Source organism: Porphyrobacter sp. MBR-49, assembly GCF_053628655.1.
This window is the reverse complement of sequence record NZ_JBRJGU010000006.1, coordinates 235,322-253,185: the sequence shown is the minus strand read 5'-3', so window position 1 is coordinate 253,185 and position 17,864 is coordinate 235,322. Positions and strand designations below refer to the sequence as shown.

At 63.1% G+C, this 17,864-nt stretch carries 14 protein-coding genes and 1 tRNA gene; 8 read left to right on the top strand and 7 right to left on the bottom strand.

What is annotated here, in order from left to right; translation table 11 throughout:
- The first annotated feature begins 41 nt into the window (after positions 1 to 41).
- The 6 genes from smpB (at position 42) to alaS (ending at position 8,041) form a co-directional block, all read left to right on the top strand.
- Entirely contained in the window at positions 42 to 524 is a 483-nt protein-coding gene (smpB, locus tag ACSSV3_RS10580; protein ID WP_354324577.1) for an SsrA-binding protein SmpB, read from the top strand.
- Positions 525 to 531: 7 nt separating this feature from the next.
- Positions 532 to 687, top strand: coding sequence for a hypothetical protein (locus ACSSV3_RS10575; protein ID WP_354324579.1), 156 nt, complete (start codon positions 532 to 534; stop codon positions 685 to 687).
- 74 nt (positions 688 to 761) lie between these two features.
- Positions 762 to 1,295, top strand: a complete 534-nt coding sequence (locus ACSSV3_RS10570; protein WP_354324580.1) for a DUF2062 domain-containing protein — start codon at positions 762 to 764, stop codon at positions 1,293 to 1,295.
- A 166-nt stretch (positions 1,296 to 1,461) separates the two neighbouring features.
- Positions 1,462 to 3,888: a response regulator gene (locus ACSSV3_RS10565; protein WP_354324963.1), complete on the top strand. Its 2,427-nt coding sequence runs from the start codon at positions 1,462 to 1,464 to the stop codon at positions 3,886 to 3,888.
- A gap of 128 nt (positions 3,889 to 4,016) precedes the next feature.
- The gene (gene recA / locus ACSSV3_RS10560) at positions 4,017 to 5,084 is read left to right on the top strand and encodes a recombinase RecA (protein WP_354324582.1); all 1,068 of its coding nucleotides are present in this window, start codon (positions 4,017 to 4,019) and stop codon (positions 5,082 to 5,084) included.
- A 287-nt stretch (positions 5,085 to 5,371) separates the two neighbouring features.
- The gene (alaS, locus tag ACSSV3_RS10555) at positions 5,372 to 8,041 is read left to right on the top strand and encodes an alanine--tRNA ligase (RefSeq protein ID WP_354324584.1); all 2,670 of its coding nucleotides are present in this window, start codon (positions 5,372 to 5,374) and stop codon (positions 8,039 to 8,041) included.
- Here the strand turns inward: alaS and ACSSV3_RS10550 are convergent.
- From ACSSV3_RS10550 to cpdR, 5 genes are all read right to left on the bottom strand, one after another.
- Positions 8,038 to 9,804 (bottom strand): cation:proton antiporter domain-containing protein, encoded by a 1,767-nt coding sequence (locus ACSSV3_RS10550; protein ID WP_354324586.1) that lies wholly within the window; start codon positions 9,802 to 9,804, stop codon positions 8,038 to 8,040. The two genes, alaS and ACSSV3_RS10550, sit on opposite strands and share 4 nt — an antisense overlap.
- Before the next feature lie 66 nt (positions 9,805 to 9,870).
- The gene (locus ACSSV3_RS10545) at positions 9,871 to 11,463 is read right to left on the bottom strand and encodes a GNAT family N-acetyltransferase (RefSeq protein ID WP_354324588.1); all 1,593 of its coding nucleotides are present in this window, start codon (positions 11,461 to 11,463) and stop codon (positions 9,871 to 9,873) included.
- Positions 11,464 to 11,482: 19 nt separating this feature from the next.
- Positions 11,483 to 12,706: an NADP-dependent isocitrate dehydrogenase gene (locus ACSSV3_RS10540; RefSeq protein WP_354324590.1), complete on the bottom strand. Its 1,224-nt coding sequence runs from the start codon at positions 12,704 to 12,706 to the stop codon at positions 11,483 to 11,485.
- Positions 12,707 to 12,908: 202 nt separating this feature from the next.
- A tRNA-Val gene (locus tag ACSSV3_RS10535) sits at positions 12,909 to 12,983 on the bottom strand.
- Positions 12,984 to 13,074: 91 nt separating this feature from the next.
- Positions 13,075 to 13,464 (bottom strand): cell cycle two-component system response regulator CpdR, encoded by a 390-nt coding sequence (cpdR, locus tag ACSSV3_RS10530; protein ID WP_354324591.1) that lies wholly within the window; start codon positions 13,462 to 13,464, stop codon positions 13,075 to 13,077.
- Positions 13,465 to 13,601: 137 nt separating this feature from the next.
- Here cpdR and ACSSV3_RS10525 point away from each other — a divergent pair, with 137 nt between their 5' ends.
- Positions 13,602 to 14,588, top strand: coding sequence for an N-formylglutamate amidohydrolase (locus tag ACSSV3_RS10525; RefSeq protein WP_354324593.1), 987 nt, complete (start codon positions 13,602 to 13,604; stop codon positions 14,586 to 14,588).
- Positions 14,589 to 14,681: 93 nt separating this feature from the next.
- Here ACSSV3_RS10525 and ACSSV3_RS10520 read toward each other — a convergent pair whose 3' ends face one another.
- Together ACSSV3_RS10520 and ACSSV3_RS10515 are read right to left on the bottom strand one after the other, a co-directional pair.
- The gene (locus ACSSV3_RS10520; protein ID WP_354324594.1) at positions 14,682 to 15,476 is read right to left on the bottom strand and encodes a SapC family protein; all 795 of its coding nucleotides are present in this window, start codon (positions 15,474 to 15,476) and stop codon (positions 14,682 to 14,684) included.
- A gap of 111 nt (positions 15,477 to 15,587) precedes the next feature.
- Complete coding sequence (locus ACSSV3_RS10515) at positions 15,588 to 17,069, bottom strand: FAD-binding oxidoreductase (RefSeq protein WP_454184802.1); 1,482 nt, start codon at positions 17,067 to 17,069, stop codon at positions 15,588 to 15,590.
- A gap of 129 nt (positions 17,070 to 17,198) precedes the next feature.
- Here ACSSV3_RS10515 and ACSSV3_RS10510 point away from each other — a divergent pair, with 129 nt between their 5' ends.
- Positions 17,199 to 17,801: a hypothetical protein gene (locus ACSSV3_RS10510; protein ID WP_354324596.1), complete on the top strand. Its 603-nt coding sequence runs from the start codon at positions 17,199 to 17,201 to the stop codon at positions 17,799 to 17,801.
- The last annotated feature ends 63 nt before the right edge of the window (positions 17,802 to 17,864 follow it).

The window sequence follows — 17,864 nt, the reverse complement described above, 5'->3', positions numbered from 1 at the left end:
CCCTCGCTTTTTGGCGCGCCAATGCCTACATCGCGCGTCCCATGGCACGCCCCAAACCCGTCACCTTCGACAAGCTCAAGATCGTCGCCGAAAACCGCCGGGCGCGGTTCGATTACTATATCGAGGACACGTTCGAAGCGGGGCTGGCCTTGCAGGGCACAGAAGTGAAGGCCCTGCGCGCAGGTGAGGCGAGCATTGCCGAAAGCTATGCCGAGGTGAAGGACGGGCAGGTATGGCTGATCAACGCCAACGTCCCCGAATACAGCCACGGCAACCGTTTGAACCACGAACCGCGCCGCCCGCGCAAATTGCTGCTGCACGAACGCGAGATCGAAAAGCTGCTCGGCGCGGTGGAGCGCAAGGGGATGACGCTGGTGCCGCTGATGGTCTATTTCAACAGCACCGGCCGCGCCAAGGTTGAACTCGCGCTCGCCAAGGGCAAGCAAACCCACGACAAGCGCGCCACCACCAAGGAACGCGACTGGAAACGCGACAAAGCGCGGCTGATGCGCGAAAAGGGCTGATGCAAAGGTGCGGCTGAAATTTATCCTCTTGCGGGCAATTCACACACTGGTCAGCACGCTGGTGCTACCCATATGGGCAATCATGGTGGCCATGCTGAACTTGGCCGGTTCTTACCGGATTTACGCCGCGCGCCTGCGCTTCGGCGGAGAGGTGCAGCTGTGACCACGCCTGACCCTCGTCAACGGCCTGTGTCTTGGCGTTCAAAGACCTGGGCGATGGACTTGATCCGCAAGCACATGCCCTCACGCGAAGAGATGGCGCGCAACAAATACCTTGCGCCGATTGCGCACCGTTTTCTGTCGCCCGAGTTGTGGCGCTTTACCCGCCGTTCGGTGCCGCGCGGGGTGGCATTGGGGCTGTTCGCGGCGTTCATCATCCCGGTCGGGCAGATTTTCCTCGCTGCGTTTCTGGCGCTGCCATCGCGCGCCAATGTGCCGCTGGCGGCGCTGGTAACATTTGTCACCAACCCGTTCACGCTGCCGTTCTGGCTGGTGGTCGCCAACAAGGTCGGCCATTTCACCTTGCGAATTGATGCAGACGGGCCCGCGCTGGCGAATGTGGCGATGGAATCGGGGGCGTGGGCAGCGGTAGTCGATTTCTTCCAGATGGCCGGAACGACCGCGTTTGGCTTTATCGTCCTTGCGGTGGTCGGTGCCGCGCTCGGCTGGATTATTTCCGGCTGGGTCTGGCGCGCTGTGGTGTTGCGGCGGCGCGCCAAACGGTTGAAGGTTATGGAAGCGCGGCTCGACCAGCGGCTCGGCTCGCAGTAGGACAGACGCGAAGCCATCGGCACGCGCGGGCGTTTGCGGTTGGCTGATTTTTGCAACAGGAGCGTCCCGTTTGTCCCGCCCCACCGGTACCCCCTCACACCGCCCCAACGTGCTTCTCGCCCCAGCCGCGGCGCAGAGCGAAGGCGCTGCGCCGCCATCCACGCTGATGCTGGGCCTCGGCGGTGCGCTGGCAGTCAGCGCGGCAGTGCTGTTCGCCGCTACGCAAAGCTGGCTGGTGGCGATCACCTTTGTGCTGGGCGCGGGCGTGTTGCTGGGCGGGGTGATGCTGCTTGACCGGATGCGCGCCGAACCTGCAACTGACAGCATCGCTGCCCCGGACTGGAGCGTCACCGTCGCCGCGATAGAGCGCGCGGGCGAGGCCATCGCCATCACCGATCGCGCCAACCGCATGGTGTGCGCCAACAGCCTGTTTCTGGACAGCTTCGGGGTCAGCGCCGCGCCGCCCGCGTTGCCGTTTGAACGCGATGCGCTGGAGGCGGTGACGCTGCTCGCCCGCACGGCGTGGCGCGATGGGTCGGCCGCGCTCGACAAGGTGGCGGGGCTGGATGAAAGCGATTGGCATATTTCCGCACAGCGCGCCGGGCGGGGCGAAGACCACCTGATCTGGCGGCTGCGCCCGATCACGCGTGAAAGCGGCGCTGATCTGGGTGCGCTCGATCTGGCCGGGCCGTTTGGCAAAATGCTCAGCCGCGCCGGGATTGAAACCGCGATTACCACGGCAGACGGCGTGATCCGCGCGGTCAGCACCGGGTTTGCCGAACGCGCTGCGGGTGATGATCGCGCGACGCTGGTGGGGCAGGATTTTGTCAGCTTCCTGCGCTCGGACGAACGTGACCGCATCTTCTTTGCCCGCGAAGGGCGCGGCGGCACCCCGCAAACGCTGGTCGATGTGCCGCTGGTCGATCCCGAAACGCGGGCCGCACCCGCCGGGCCGGACGAGGCGACTTCGCTGATGCTGCTGATCGATAGCGGGGTGGGTATCGGTTCTGGCTGGGACGGCGCAGCGCAGGCGGGGGTCGCACAGCTCGATGCGCTGCTCGCACAATTGCCGTTGGGACTTGCGATGACCGATCGCGATGGGCGGTTCCTGTTTGGTAACGAAGCGTTCCTGCGATCGGTCGGGCGCGAAGGGCGCGGCTTGCCCGCTTTCCCCACCGATCTGGTGGTGCGCGAAGATAAGGCCGCGATGTCCGATGCGGTGCGCCGCCACGGGCGCGGGCCATCGACCAGCGGCGATGTTGCCGTGCGGCTGGTAGATAGCCCCGAAGAGCCAGTATCGCTCGGCTTGGCTGGCGTGCGCGGGCTGGGCGAAGCGGCCGTGCTGTTGAGCCTTGCCGATTCGAGCCAGGAAAACCAGCTGCGCCGTCAGGTCGCGCAGGCCACCAAAATGCAGGCCGTGGGGCAATTGGCCGGCGGGGTCGCGCATGATTTCAACAATGTGCTGACCGCGATCATCGGCACCTGCGATCTGATGTTGCTGCGCCATATTCCGGGCGACAGCGATTATGACGATATCCAGCAGATCCGCGCCAATTCCAACCGCGCCGCCGCGCTGACCCGGCAATTGCTCGCCTTCTCGCGCCAGCAGACGCTGCGGCCCGAGGTTATCCAACTGCCCGACGTGGTGAGCGAGGTCAGCCCGCTGATCAAGCGCCTGCTGGGCGAAAAGATCACCTATTACGTCCAGCATGATCGCAATCTGGGCGCGGTGCGCGCCGATCCGCAGCAGATGGAACAGGTGATCATGAATCTGGCGGTCAACGCCCGCGATGCAATCCAGTCACGCGGCAACGGGACGGGGCGGATTTCGCTGTTCACCCGGTCATTGCAGGCCAAACAGGTGCTCCAGCTGGGTTCCGAAGTGCTCCCGCCCGCCGATTACACCGTGCTGATCGTGCAGGATACCGGCGGGGGCATTCCGCCGCATGTGCTGCCCAAATTGTTTGAACCCTTCTTCACCACCAAGGAACAGGGCAAGGGCACCGGGCTGGGCCTGTCGACCGCCTACGGCATCGTCAAGCAATCGGGCGGGTTCATCTTTGCCGACAACATTACCGACAAGACGGGCCGGACAACCGGCGCGCGCTTCACCGTCTATTTCCCGGTGCATCGCGGGGAGGCTCCGAAAAAGCGTGAAGCCCAGCCGCTGGTATCCTCCGACTGGTCGGCGGGCGGCAAGCTGCTGCTGGTGGAAGATGAGGATATGGTGCGGATCGTCGCCGAACGCGCCTTGGTGCGCGCAGGCTATGATGTGACCGCCTGCGCCAGCGGCGAAGAAGGGCTGGCCGCGATTGCCGCACCGGGCGCGGCGTTCGATATCGTGGTCAGCGATGTGGTGATGCCGGGGATGGACGGCCCGGCGATGGTACGCGCGATCCGGGCGCGGCTGCCGCAAATGCCGGTGCTGTTCATGTCAGGCTATGCCGAAGAACAGCTGCGCCGCGACATCAACATCCCCGACATGCACTTCATCGCCAAACCGTTCAGCGTCGCGGCAATCGGCGACAAGGTGGGCGCGGTGCTGCGCCAGACACGCGCCGAACAGGAGGCCGACGCAAGCGCAGCGAAGTAATTGCGCGGGTTGTAGGAAATTATTTTCGTTCCCCACTTGTTCCAACAGAACAAATGCGATACATCCTTGGCAAGGGCTGATGGTCGATAACTGCCGATCACCCCTAGGCAAGGTAAGGAGCGCATGCGATGGCTACGCAATTGAAGCTGGTGGAAGAGGACAAGAAAGCCGTGGACCGTCAAAAGGCGCTCGAAGCAGCCCTCGCTCAGATTGATCGGGCGTTTGGCAAGGGTTCAGCGATGAAGCTGGGCTCGAAGGAAACGATGCAGGTCGAATCGATTTCGACCGGATCGCTGGGGCTCGACATTGCGCTCGGCATCGGCGGCTTGCCGCGCGGTCGGGTGATCGAAGTTTATGGCCCGGAAAGCTCGGGCAAGACGACGCTGGCACTGCACGTCATCGCCGAAGCGCAAAAGGCCGGCGGCACGGCGGCATTTGTCGATGCCGAACACGCACTTGATCCAGTCTATGCCAAGAAACTGGGCGTGGATATTGACGAGCTGATCGTCTCGCAGCCCGATACCGGCGAACAGGCGCTGGAAATCGTCGATACGCTGGTGCGTTCCAACGCGATTGATGTGCTGGTGATCGATTCGGTCGCGGCTTTGGTGCCGCGCGCTGAAATCGAAGGTGAAATGGGCGATTCGCACGTCGGGCTTCAGGCCCGGTTGATGTCGCAATCGCTGCGCAAGCTGACCGGATCGATCAGCCGCTCGCGTTGCATGGTGATCTTCATCAACCAGCTGCGCATGAAAATCGGGGTGATGTATGGCAACCCCGAAACCACCACCGGCGGCAATGCGCTCAAGTTTTATGCCTCGGTCAGGCTCGACATCCGCCGCACCGGGCAGATCAAGGATCGCGACGAAATCACCGGCAACGCAACCCGCGTGAAAGTGGTCAAGAACAAGGTCGCCCCGCCGTTCAAACAGGTCGAATTTGACATCATGTACGGCGAAGGCATCTCCAAGATCGGTGAGATTATCGATCTCGGCGTGAAGGCGGGGCTGGTTGAAAAATCGGGGAGCTGGTTCTCCTATGACAGCATCCGGATTGGTCAGGGCCGCGAAAACGCCAAAACCTACCTCAAGGAAAACCCGGAAGTTTGCGACCGGTTGGAAGCTGCAATCCGCAGCCGCACCGACAAGGTTGCCGAGGAAATGATGACGGGGCCGGACGCGGACTCCGACGACTGATCCTCAAGCGGGCGTTGCGGAGGTGCTGTGCACTTCCAGCCCGGAAAACCGGAATGCCGGCGTGTGCTTCTCCCCAGTCGCGCGCGCCGGCTTTTCGTTACCCGGCAGGCCCGCGTTAGGGGTGGGTTAGACCCCTCTTAGACCCCCCTTAGACCCCTTCTAGACCCCCTCCAGACTTGCGATTTTCGTCGTTGTCGTGTCTCCGCTGTGACACGGCTGCAACGCTCAACGCTCCCCGATGCCGCGCTCCATTGCGTAACGCGCGCGCATTGCCTAACTGCACGGCCATGACCTCGACGAACGACATCCGCCGCTCCTTCCTCGATTATTTCGCCAAGGCCGGCCACACCGCGACCCCGTCTGCGCCGTTGGTGCCGTATAATGATCCGACGTTGATGTTCGTCAACGCCGGGATGGTGCCGTTCAAGAACGTGTTCACCGGGCTCGAAACCCCGCCATCTCCGCGCGCCGCATCCTCGCAGAAATGCGTGCGGGCCGGGGGCAAGCACAATGATCTCGACAATGTCGGCTATACCGCGCGTCACCATACCTTCTTCGAAATGCTGGGAAATTTCTCGTTCGGCGACTATTTCAAGGAAGAGGCGATCGCCCACGCCTGGACGCTGCTCACGCGCGAATGGGGCCTTTCCAAAGACAAGCTGACCGTCACCGTTTACCACACCGATGAAGATGCCCACGCGCTGTGGAAACGCATCGCCGGGCTGCCAGACGACCGCATCATCCGCATCAGCACCAATGACAATTTCTGGTCGATGGGCGACACTGGCCCCTGCGGGCCATGTTCCGAAATTTTCTACGATCACGGCGACCACATCTTTGGCGGCCCTCCCGGCAGCCCCGATGAAGACGGTGACCGCTTTGTTGAGATCTGGAACCTCGTATTTATGCAATACGAACAGCAGATTGATGGTTCGCGCCGCGATCTGCCCAAGCCTTCGATCGATACCGGCATGGGGATCGAACGTATCGCCGCGGTCCTTCAGGGCGTGCATGACAACTACGATACCGACACCTTCAAGGCGCTGATTGCGGCGTCGGAAAACCTCACCAATGTCGCCGCAGCGGGTGAGCAGGCGGCCAGCCACCGCGTGATCGCCGATCACCTGCGCTCGACCAGTTTCCTGATGGCCGACGGGGTGCTGCCATCCAACGAGGGGCGCGGATATGTGCTGCGCCGGATCATGCGCCGCGCCATGCGTCACGCGCATCTGCTGGGCGCGTCCGAGCCGCTGATGCACCGGCTCGTGCCTGCGCTGGTTGCGGAAATGGGGCAGGCCTATCCTGAACTCAGCCGCGGGCAGGCGCTGATCGAAGAAGTGCTAGAACGCGAAGAAACGCAGTTCCGCCGCACGCTCGACAAGGGTCTGAAATTGCTCGATGAAGCTACCGGAGACATGACCACTGGCGGCGAGCTTGACGGCGAAATCGCCTTCCGCCTCTACGACACTTTCGGCTTCCCTTATGATCTTACCGAGGACGCCTTGCGCGCGCGCGGGATCGGGGTTGACCGCGCAGGGTTCGACACCGCGATGGCGCGTCAGAAAGCCGCCGCTCGCGCCGCGTGGAAGGGCAGCGGCGATGCCGCATCGGGCGAGGTGTGGTTCGACATCGCCGAACGCGAAGGCGCGACCGAATTCACCGGCTATGCCGCCACCAGCGGTGAAGGCCGCGTGGTTGCCATCGTCAAGGGCGGGGCCGAGGTGCAGGCCGCGAGCGCGGGCGATGAGGTGGTGATCCTCACCAACCAGACCCCGTTTTATGGCGAAAGCGGCGGGCAGACCGGCGACGCTGGTGCGATGGCCAATGTTGCGGGCCTCAAGGCCACCGTCACCGAAACGTCCAAGCCGCTCGGCCGGTTGCACGCGCATCAGGTGCGGATTGACGCAGGCGGTGTGGCGGTTGGTGACACGGTCGAACTCAAGGTCGATACCGCGCGCCGTGACCGTATCCGCGCCAACCATTCGGCCACACACCTCGTCCACGCGGCCTTGCGCAATCGGCTCGGCGGGCACGTGACGCAGAAAGGCAGCATGGTTGCCGAGGAGCGCTTGCGGTTCGATTTCTCGCATCCGGCACCGCTCACGCCCGATGACATTGCGGCAGTCGAAGCCGAGGTGAACGCCGAAATCCGCGCCAACGAACAGGTTTCCACCCGGCTGATGACCCCCGATGATGCGGTCGAAGCGGGCGCGCTGGCGTTGTTTGGCGAGAAATATGGCGACGAAGTGCGGGTGCTGTCGATGGGCCGCGCCGGGCAGGGCGGGCGCAGCTACTCGGTTGAATTGTGCGGCGGCACCCATGTGCGCGCCACCGGCGATATTGGCGTGTTCCGGATCGTTTCGGAAAGCGCGGTGTCATCAGGCGTGCGCCGGATCGAAGCCTTGACCGGGGAGGCGGCACGGGCCTGGCTCGTGGCGCGCGAGGAAGCGTTGAAGGCGGCGGCCAGCGTCATCCGCGCGACACCCGAAGACGTCCCTGCGCGGATCACCGCGCTGATGGACGAACGCAAACGGCTCGAAAAGGAGCTGGCTGAGGCGAAGAAAGCGCTGGCGCTGGGCGGCGGCGGTTCGGGCGCCGCGGCGGCAAACGCTGATGAGGATGTCGCCGGGGTCAAGTTTAGCGGCCAAGTGCTCGAAGGGCTTGATCCGAAAGAACTGCGCCCGCTGCTCGATGCGGCCAAGCAACAGCTTGGTTCAGGCGTGGCGGCTGTGATCGCGGTCAATGACGGCAAGGCCAGTATTGCGGCCGCTGTGACCGATGATCTGACGGCGCGGTTCAGCGCGGTCGATCTGGTGCGCGCAGGGGTTGCGGCACTCGGCGGCAAGGGCGGCGGCGGCCGGCCCGATATGGCGCAGGGCGGCGGCCCGGACGGCGATAAGGCGGCAGAAGCTTTGGCAGCGGTGAAGGCGGTGCTGGCGGCGGTGCCCGCCGATTAAGCCTCGACGCTGGTCGTTCGCAATTTTGGCTTTTCGCTGAGCCCGCCGTCACGTTCCAGCTGCTCGCGGAATTCGTCGCGTTTGGCGTGGATTGAGGCGATTACCGGGCCCATAGCCACCCCGATATCCACCAGCACGGCTTCGGATAGCTGGAGCGAGCTTTCCAGCGTTTCGGGCACAGCATGGCTCGCACCTGCACGATACATGGCGGCGGCGTGATCGGTGTCACGCGCGCGGGCGACGATCAGCAGATCGGGATAGGCATCGCGCAGCTTGGCCACCAACCGCTGCGCCAGCACCGGCTCGTCCATCGTCAATACCACGGCGGGCGCGGTTTCCACGCCCAGCCTTGTCAGCGCATCGCCGCGCGCGGCATCGCCAAAGGTTGCGCAATATCCGTCGCGCTTGGCCCGGTCGATCAGATCGGGATCCGTATCGATCATCACGTAGGGCCGATCGTGAGCTTCCAGCATATCGGCGATCAACCGCCCGACGCGGCCTCCGCCAACGATGATGGTGCATGGTTCATCACTGTCGCTGACCGCAGTATGTTCTGCCACGCTATCAACCCGGCGCGCGACGACCTTGCCCAGCTTGGCCAGTAGCGGGGTAACGGTCAGCCCGATGGCTGTGACGGTCTGCCAGAATTGTGCGGTCTCAAAATCGACCACTAGCGCGCTGGTCGCTGCGGCCAGCACGATCAGCGTGGTTTCGGATGGCGAGGCCATCAACACGCCGGTTTCCGCCGCAGTCCCGCGCCGCGCGCCCATCAGCCGCAGCAGGATGCCGGTGACCAGCGCCTTGAACACCAGCACGCCGACCACCGCCAGCGCGACCGTTCCCAGCTGCGCGCCAATCGCGACCAGATCGATGCTCATGCCAATGGTGATCAGGAATATGCCCAGCGCCAAGCCCTTGAACGGCTCCATGATCAGTTCGACTTCGGTGTGATATTCCGTCTCGGCAATCAGCAGCCCGGCAATCAGCGCGCCGACGATGGGCGAAAGGCCGACGATGGCGGTCGCCAGACTCGCCCCGATCACCACCAGCAAGGATGCGGCGAGGAACAATTCAGGGCTTTTGGTGCGCGCCGCCTGAGCGAACAGCCGGGGCAGCGCCACGCGGCCAACCACCAGCAGCACCGCGATCACCAAGCCGCCTTTCCACAGGGTATCGGCGAGTCCCGCCCAGCCTTCGCCTTGGGCATTGGGGGCGAGCGCGCCGAGGATGAAGATGATCGGCACGATCATGATATCTTCGAACAACAGCATCGACAGCGCGGCGCGGCCCACCGGGGTGCGGGTGCCTGAAATCGGCAACACGATCGCGGTAGAGGAGAACGCCAGCGCAAAGCCGAGCGCCAGCGCGCCGGTCCAATCGAGCAACCCCGCGAACCCCAGAAATGTGGCCAGCGCCGAACCGATAATCAGCAATTCCAGCGCGCCCAGTCCGAACACCAGCTTGCGCAATTGCCACAGGCGGTTGAACGACAATTCCAGCCCGATGGCGAACAGCAACAGCACGATGCCGAAATCGGCAAACGGGGTTAGCGCTTCGGGATTGGTGATGGTGATGTGGGTAAGCCAGGGTATTCGCTCAACCAGCGAACCAAGCCCGAACGGGCCGACCAGCACGCCGATCACAATAAAACCGATGATCGGGGTGATGCGGAACCGGGCAAACACCGGAATCACGATTCCCGCCGCGCCAAGGATTACCAGCGCGTCTGACAGGAAAGGGGAAGGTGCGAGTTCGCCAGCCACCTTATGCGCTTACCGCGCGGCAGTGCTGCTGTCATCCATCCTGTGCTGCAATGCGGGATATTGTGGTTAGCTCTGTTCCCCCAGCGGGTCGGAGATATTGCCCACCCGCTTGTCCCATTCGATCCGGTAAAGATCAAACCGGCGGTCGGCGAGGTTTTGCACTGTGCCTTCGGCCCGCGCCCAGCTGAGGTCGGCAAGGTTGACGTCACTGATCGTCAGCGTTTCGACATTTTCGGATGCTTCGGCGGCGATCCCGTCGCGCGCGAAGGGGAAATCGCACGGGGTGAGGATGCAGCTTTGCGCGTATTGAATGTCCATATTGGCGACATTGGGCAGGTTGCCGACATTGCCGCTCATCACGACATAACATTGATTTTCAATCGCGCGCGCCTGCGCACAATAGCGCACCCGCATATAGCCCTGGCGGCTGTCGGTACAGAACGGCACGAAGATGATCCTTGCGCCTTCGTCCACCAACCGCCGGGCGAGTTCGGGAAATTCGCTGTCGTAACAGATCAGCACGCCGATGGGGCCGCAATCGGTGGGTATGGCGTCAATGCTGTCGCCGCCCTTGATGTTCCACCAATAGGCTTCGTTGGGGGTCGGGTGGATCTTTTCCTGCGCGTGAATTGATCCGTCGCGCAGGCAAACATAGGCGACGTTGTGGATGTCGCCATCGGCCATGCGGGTTGGGTGCGAACCGCCGATGATGTTGATGTTGAACGCCAGCGCCATTTCGGACAATCGCTGGCGGATGCGCGGGGTATATTCGCTCAAGGCTTCGATGGCTTCGAGCGGGGTGAGTTCGCGGTCTTCGGCGGACAGCAGCATGACGGTGAACATTTCGGGAAAAACGATGAAGTCCGCCTCGTAATCGGCGGCAACATCGACGAAATATTCGATCTGCTTCATGAACTCATCGAAGCCCGAAACCGCGCGTGATTGCAGCTGGCAGGTGGCGATCCGCACGCTTTCCACATCGCGCGGCAGACGGTGCTTGGGCGGGGCGTCGCTATCCACATAGGGATTGCGCCAGATCATCCGCACAGCATTGCCGCGGCTGGCCTTGTCCTCGGGCAGGTATTTGGGAAGTATGCCTTGCGCTTCGAACCCGTTGGCGAGCTGGAACCGCAGCACCGGGTCGTGAATCTTGCTCTGGGTGACCAGCTCCAGATATTGCTCCGGGGTTTCGGCGCGATTGGTCTTGCGGCGCTTGGCGCGGGCATAGCCGGGCATCCGTCCGCCAAACACGATGCCAGTCAGGTCGAGCCGTTCGGCCAGAGCGCGGCGTTCTTCATAAAGCCGCCGCCCCAACCGGGTGCCGCGGACCGCCGGATCGACGCAGAGTTCATAGCCGTAAAGCCAATCGCCGGTGGGATCGTGGCGGCTGCCAAACCCGTTGCCGGTGACTTCATCCCAGGTATGATCAGACAGCGCGACGCGTTCATCCAGCCGCATCGAGGCGCAGTAGCCGACCACCTCGCCATCGAACAGCGCGACAAAGCAGCCTTCGGGGTAGTTGTTGATCTGCCCGCGAATTTCACCCTGCGTATAGGCGGGCAGATCATCATAGGCGCGGCGGACGAGATCCCCGATCGCCCGCACGTCCTTGAGTCTGGCCTGACGGATTTCCAGTCGTGCGGTTGATCGGCTTGCCATGATACTCCCTAGCCGGGTTCTACGCCTGGCTGGCCATTTCCTTTTCGAGGTTCTGCACGATGGTTTCGAAGAACTGCTCGGTGGTCTGCCATGCTTGCCCCGGGCCGATCAGCAGCGCCAGATCCTTGGTCATGTGGCCGCTTTCCACGGTTTGAATGCAGACGCGTTCGAGCGTTTCAGCGAACTTCACCACATCGGGCGTGCCATCGAACTTTCCGCGATACATCAGCCCGCGCGTCCATGCGAAGATCGAGGCGATCGGGTTGGTCGACGTCGCCTTGCCCTGCTGGTGCTGGCGGTAATGGCGGGTGACGGTGCCGTGCGCGGCTTCGGCTTCGACGGTCTTGCCATCGGGGCTGAGCAGCACAGACGTCATCAGGCCGAGCGATCCGAAGCCCTGCGCCACGGTGTCCGACTGCACATCGCCATCATAGTTCTTGCACGCCCACACGAACTTGCCGCTCCACTTCAACGCGGAAGCCACCATGTCGTCGATCAGGCGGTGTTCGTAGACCATTCCCTTGGCCTTGAACTGTTCGGCGAAGCCTTCGGTATCGAACACTTCCTGAAACAGATCCTTGAAGCGGCCATCATAGGCTTTCAGGATGGTGTTCTTGGTCGACAGATACACCGGCCAACCAAGGTTGAGGCCGTAATTGAAGCTGGCGCGGGCGAAATCTCGGATCGAATCGTCAAGATTGTACATCGCCATCGCCACACCGGCGCTGGGGAAATCGAACACGTCGAGGTCGATTTTGGTGCCATCATCGCCGTCAAACACCAGCCGCAGCTTGCCGGGGCCGGGGATCAGCGTGTCGGTGGCCTTGTACTGATCGCCGAACGCATGGCGGCCGACCACGATCGGATCAGTCCAGCCGGGCACAAGCCGCGGCACGTTGTCGATCACGATTGGTTCGCGGAACACCACGCCGCCCAGAATGTTGCGGATCGTGCCGTTGGGCGATTTCCACATTTTCTTGAGGCTGAATTCTTCGACCCGCTGTTCATCAGGGGTAATGGTGGCGCATTTTACGCCGACGCCGTGCTGTTTGATCGCATTGGCGGAATCGATGGTGACCTGATCATCGGTTGCGTCGCGGTTTTCGATCGAAAGGTCGTAATAGTGCAGATCAACGTCGAGATAAGGCAGGATTAGCCGTTCGCGAATCCATTGCCAGATGATGCGGGTCATCTCGTCCCCATCAAGTTCAACGACGGGGTTGGCGACTTTGATTTTCTGCATGGCTGATGCCCTATCCTTCTTTACCCGTCTGCGCGGGCTGCGTGTGATCGACGAAAAGCTGAGTAAGATGTTGCGCGGGCTTTAGCAGAGGAGGCGATGCTTGCAAGCAGTGCACCGGTCTTTGGCTTGCAAGTTGTGATGGAGCGGGCGCAGCGCACAAAAAACCCGCCTGAAGCGGCGGGTGATTTGCGGTTCGGGCCGATGGTGGGCGTAGCAAGGATTGAACTTGCGACCCCTACGATGTCAACATAGTGCTCTACCACTGAGCTATACGCCCGCACCATCGGATCAGCCTCTGTCGAGGCGGAGGCGGCCCTTAACGTAAGCCCGGAAAAGGTGCAAGCGATTCGGGAATGCCCCGCGTGGACTTAAGCGCGTGCCTCGCCCGCTTCCTCGAACACCCGCTCCACTTCCAGCACCAGATCGCGCAGGTGGAACGGTTTGGACAATACCTTGGCCGCAGGCTGTTCGCGGCTGGCGCGCAGCGATACGGCGGCGAACCCGGTGATGAACATCACCTTGGTGCGCGGGGAAATTTCCGCGCAACGCTGCGCCAGTTCGATCCCGTCCATTTCGGGCATGACGATGTCGGACAGCAGCAAATCATAATCGCCGGTTTCCAGCAGCGGGACGGCCTCGGTGCCGCGATCCACCGCGCTGACTTCGTAACCGGCGTTGGTTAGCGCGCGCGCAAGATAGGTGCGCATTGCCTCTTCATCTTCGGCAAGCAGGATGCGGGGTGTGCGTGGCGATGTCATGTCAGGTGGGTTAGCAGCGCAGGCTTAAGAAATCTTTGTGCCAGCGACAAATTGACTCGGAATGACACGCAGGCAGCCGAGCGAAGTGCGATCAGGCTTTGACAGCGCTGCGCAAAGGCGGCAGCAAGGTTGGCGGAATGACGCCAACCTCCCGCACGCCCCGTGATCCGATCTTCGCCCGCGCCGATGTGCGGGTGCCGGTGACAGGGGGCTGCGTGCCGGGGCTGAATGATGCGCCCGCCTTCACGCTCACCACGCCGCCGCGCCTGCGCCTGCCGGTGCTGATTGCCGTGCCGCACGCAGGCCGCGCCTATCCGCCTGCTGTGGTAGCGCGGATGCGCGATCCGGAGCTGGCGCAGTTGCGGCTGGAGGATCGCTTTATCGACCGGGTTGGCGTGGAAATCGCGCGGACGACAGGCGCTGCGCTGCTGGTGGCTAACGCACCGCGTGCGCTGATTGATCTCAACCGGGCCGAGGATGATGTTGATTGGGACATGATCGAGGGTGGCCGCCCGGCGCAGGGCGCCAATGTGGTGGCCCCGCACGCAAGCAACCGCCGTTCGCGCAGCGGGCTGGGGCTGGTGCCGCGCCGACTGCCGGGATCGGGCGAGATATGGCGCGGACGACTGGCTGCGGATGAGCTTGTTCAGCGGATTAGCGGAATCCATCAAGCCTATCACGCGGCACTGGCGGCAGAGCTGGCGCGGATTCGCGCCGAATGGGGCGTCGCCTTGCTGGTCGACCTGCATTCGATGCCGCCGCTGCGCGCTGCGGAGGGGGAGGCCTGCGCGCCGGTGATCGTGCTGGGCGACCGGTTCGGGGCCTCGTGCCACAATACCCTGATGGCCCGTGCGCTTGCAAAGCTTGAGCGCGAGGGGTGTTTGGCTGCGCATAACCGGCCCTATTCGGGCGGTTATGTACTGGACCGTCATGGCGCGCCGCATTCCGGCGTGCACGCAATCCAGATCGAAGTGTGCCGCACAGCCTATCTTGATCGGCACCTGGCCGATCCCGGTGCCGGGCTTCCCGCGATGGCGGCGCTGCTGGCCAATCTGGTGCGCGAGCTTGGGGCTGAGGCTGCGTTGCTCGGCGGCGGTGACGGGCTGCTGCAAGCGGCGGAATAAGCGCGCTTGGCCACGCATAAAAAACGGGCAGGGGGCGATTGCCGACCTGCCCGTTTTCCGATGTTGGGGCCGGAGCTTCAGCTCCGCCAGAAATCAGTTGAGCGACGGAGCCGCAGCGCCTTCCTCTGGCATCGGCACCTTGCCCTGCGCCAACTGACGTTCAAAGATTGTCCGCATCAGGTTGAGCGAGAACAGGTGCGCGTGAATCAGCATCAGCAGCCCGCTCTTCGACAGTTCTTCAAGCTTGGCGGCAGGCAGTTCGCGCAGTTTGTTTTCATCAACCATGCGGAACCCGCGATACACGAACGGCTTATCGGGCATGTCATTGCGGGTGATCGCGATTTCGCCGTCCATCAGGATGTCGAGCTTCGCCAGTTCATCGATGAACAGCTTGGTGCGCTGCCCCGCTTCTTCGAAGCGGCGACAAAAGTCGAGCACGCCTTGGATGTACTCGGTCGGCTGACCCTTATCATCAAACAGCGCCAAGCCATCGTCGCGCGCGCTAATCACACCAACGGTCGGGTCAAAGCATAGCGACATGTCTTCCACGCCCTGCTGCAACTTGGCGAGGATAAAGGGATAGCGCCGGACGTAAGCAGGCAGGTAGATCGCTTCGTTGATCTTCATGTCGTCGCCGACGAAGGTGTTCACCCCTTCGTTGAGGCCGAACAGCGCGATCGGCAGCGGGTTTTCGCCCGAGGTAAATACGATCGGGAAATGCCGCTGGGCATCGACGAATTCGTCCGAAGTCAGCGGCACCGCGTGGGTCGACGCGAGATAGGCGGCGCTATCCAGCGTCCCGGCCTTCCAGGTCGCATGATCACGGCTGTTGAGCGGCAGAAGGTCTTTGTAGAACAACGGAAGTTGCGGTTGCGGCGCGCTGGCCATGACGTCGTCTCCGGAAAAAAGCGGTGGTAAAAATCCCCTCGGCGGGAAGGCAACCCCCCGCCGAAAGCGCGGCGCTTAGGCGTTTGCTGCCCGACGCGCAACCCGCGAGGATCAACTGTGTGGTTCGAGGCGCAAGAGTTTCCCCGGATTGAGCAGATTGTCAGGGTCAAGCGCGGCCTTGATCCGCTGCATCAGCGCCAACGCTGCGGGATCGTGTAGCCGGGCGAGTTCATCAACCTTCATCTGCCCGATCCCGTGTTCGGCGCTGATTGATCCGCCCCATTGACTGACCAGATCATGGACTGCCGCACTGACCGCCTTGCCGTCGGCCTCCTCCCACACGCCGCGCTCCGCACCTTGGGGGGCGAGCACGTGGAAGTGGACATTACCATCGCCCAGATGCCCAAACGCAACCGCGCGAGTGCTGGGAAAAGCGGTTTCGATGGCGGGGGATGCGGCAAGGATAAACTCGGGCATTTTCTCGACCGGCACCGAAATATCGTGCTGCATCGCCGGGCCAATTGCGCGTTCAGCGGCTGAAATCGAATCGCGCAAAGTCCAGAAATCTTCCGCCTGCGTGTCATTCGCGGCGATCACGGCGTCGGCAATCAGGCCATCTTCCAGTGCGGTGGAGAGGCCAGCCTCCATCGCCTCGCGCAATGCGCCGCTGTCGCGGGTGGCCGAAACGCATTCGATCAAGGCGTTCCAATCGTGCCGTTCTGCCAAGGGCGCGCGCGCGGCGGGTAGATGCGCCAGCACGCTATCGAGGCAATGCACAGGCACCACTTCAAAACCTTCCAGCGCATCGCCCAGCGCGCGCTCCATCTGGCGCAGCAGCGTGCGCGCCTCGACAATTCCGCCAAGCCCGACCCAGGCCGTTGCCCGCCCGATCGCGGCCGGTAGCAGCCGCAAGGTCGCCGCCGTCACGATCCCCAGCGTGCCCTCCGAACCGATCAACAACTGCTTCAGATCGAACCCGCGATTGTCTTTTTTCAGGGGGGTCAGGGTATCGAGCACGTCACCATTCGCCAGCACCGCTTCCAGCCCCAGCACCTGCGCGCGGATCGTGCCGTGGCGCAGCACCTGCGTGCCGCCCGCGTTGGTCGACACCAGCCCGCCGATGGTTGCCGACCCTTTACCGCCGAGCGTCAGGGGAAAACGCATCCCCGCCGCCTCGGCCGCTTCGTGCAGATGTTGCAGGATAACGCCCGCCTCGCACAGCACTTGCCCTGCCTCGGTATCAAGCGCGCGGATCGCGTCCATGCGCCGCAGCGACAGCAACAGCGCGGTGCCGCTGGCATCCGGGGTCGCTCCGCCCGCCATGCCGCTATTGCCGCCCTGCGGAACAATCGGCACGCAGTGCGCGGCGCACAGCCTGACCAGCGCCGCAACCTCAGCCGTAGTGGCAGGAGAGGCCAGCGCCAGCGCCCGCCCGGTATAGCGTCCGCGCCAATCGGTCAGCCACGCATCCATCCGATCAGGATCGGTGGTCAGCCCGCGCGGGCCGAGCAGTGCGGCGGCCTCCGAAAGAAACGCTTCGGAGGTTGGCGAAGGGGCGGGCGGTGCGGCGAGGTGCGTCATTGTGGCCTCCATGCCACAGCTGGACGCGAATATGCCACCAGTTTCGGGCAAAGCTGGCAGGCAGTTAAGCCGCGGTTCAATTCTTGCCGCTAAGGCAGAGCGTGGTTTTCATGCGCCGGATGCTGTTTTCCGCCGCGACCCGTGTCCTCCAAGGAGAGATATTTCCGCATCATGCACGGCCTGTTTGCCTTTACGGCGCCGTTGGCGCTGATGCTGCCGGTGATGGCGGGGGCAGCCGGTTTGGCTGATCAGGCGGACGCAGTTCCCGCCCTGTCTGCACCGCAATGCGACGCCGCGCCCATGCAGGGCGAACCGGAACTGGCCAATCCACTGACGGCGTTTCGCGCCAGCGCCACCGCGGGGCAGGTGCGGATCGAACAGCGCGTGGTGGTGCGGATCGCTCCGCAGGGGCCTGCCGCCCGTCAGAACCTGCTCGCCCAGCTCCCGCAGCGCGACCTTGGCCCCCGTTTCGAGGAACGGCGCAAGGAAAAATGCGTTGCGCTGGAAGGCATCGCCGGGGTGCAGACTGGCAGCGGCAATCGCCTGGTGCTGTTCCTGCGCGATCAGCGGATGATCTCGGTCAACCTTGAAAAATCGTGCCGCGCGCGCGATTTCTACTCCGGCTTTTACGTCGAGAAAAACGAGGATGGGCGGCTGTGCGTTGATCGCGACAAGTTGCAATCGCGCACCGGCGCACGCTGCGAAGTCGAGGCGATGCGCCAGTTGGTGGAAGTGCGCAACTGACCGAATTGCGTCCCAAGCGCACGATTTCTTGACTTTTGCGAGTATTTGCGAGAAGGGCGCGCC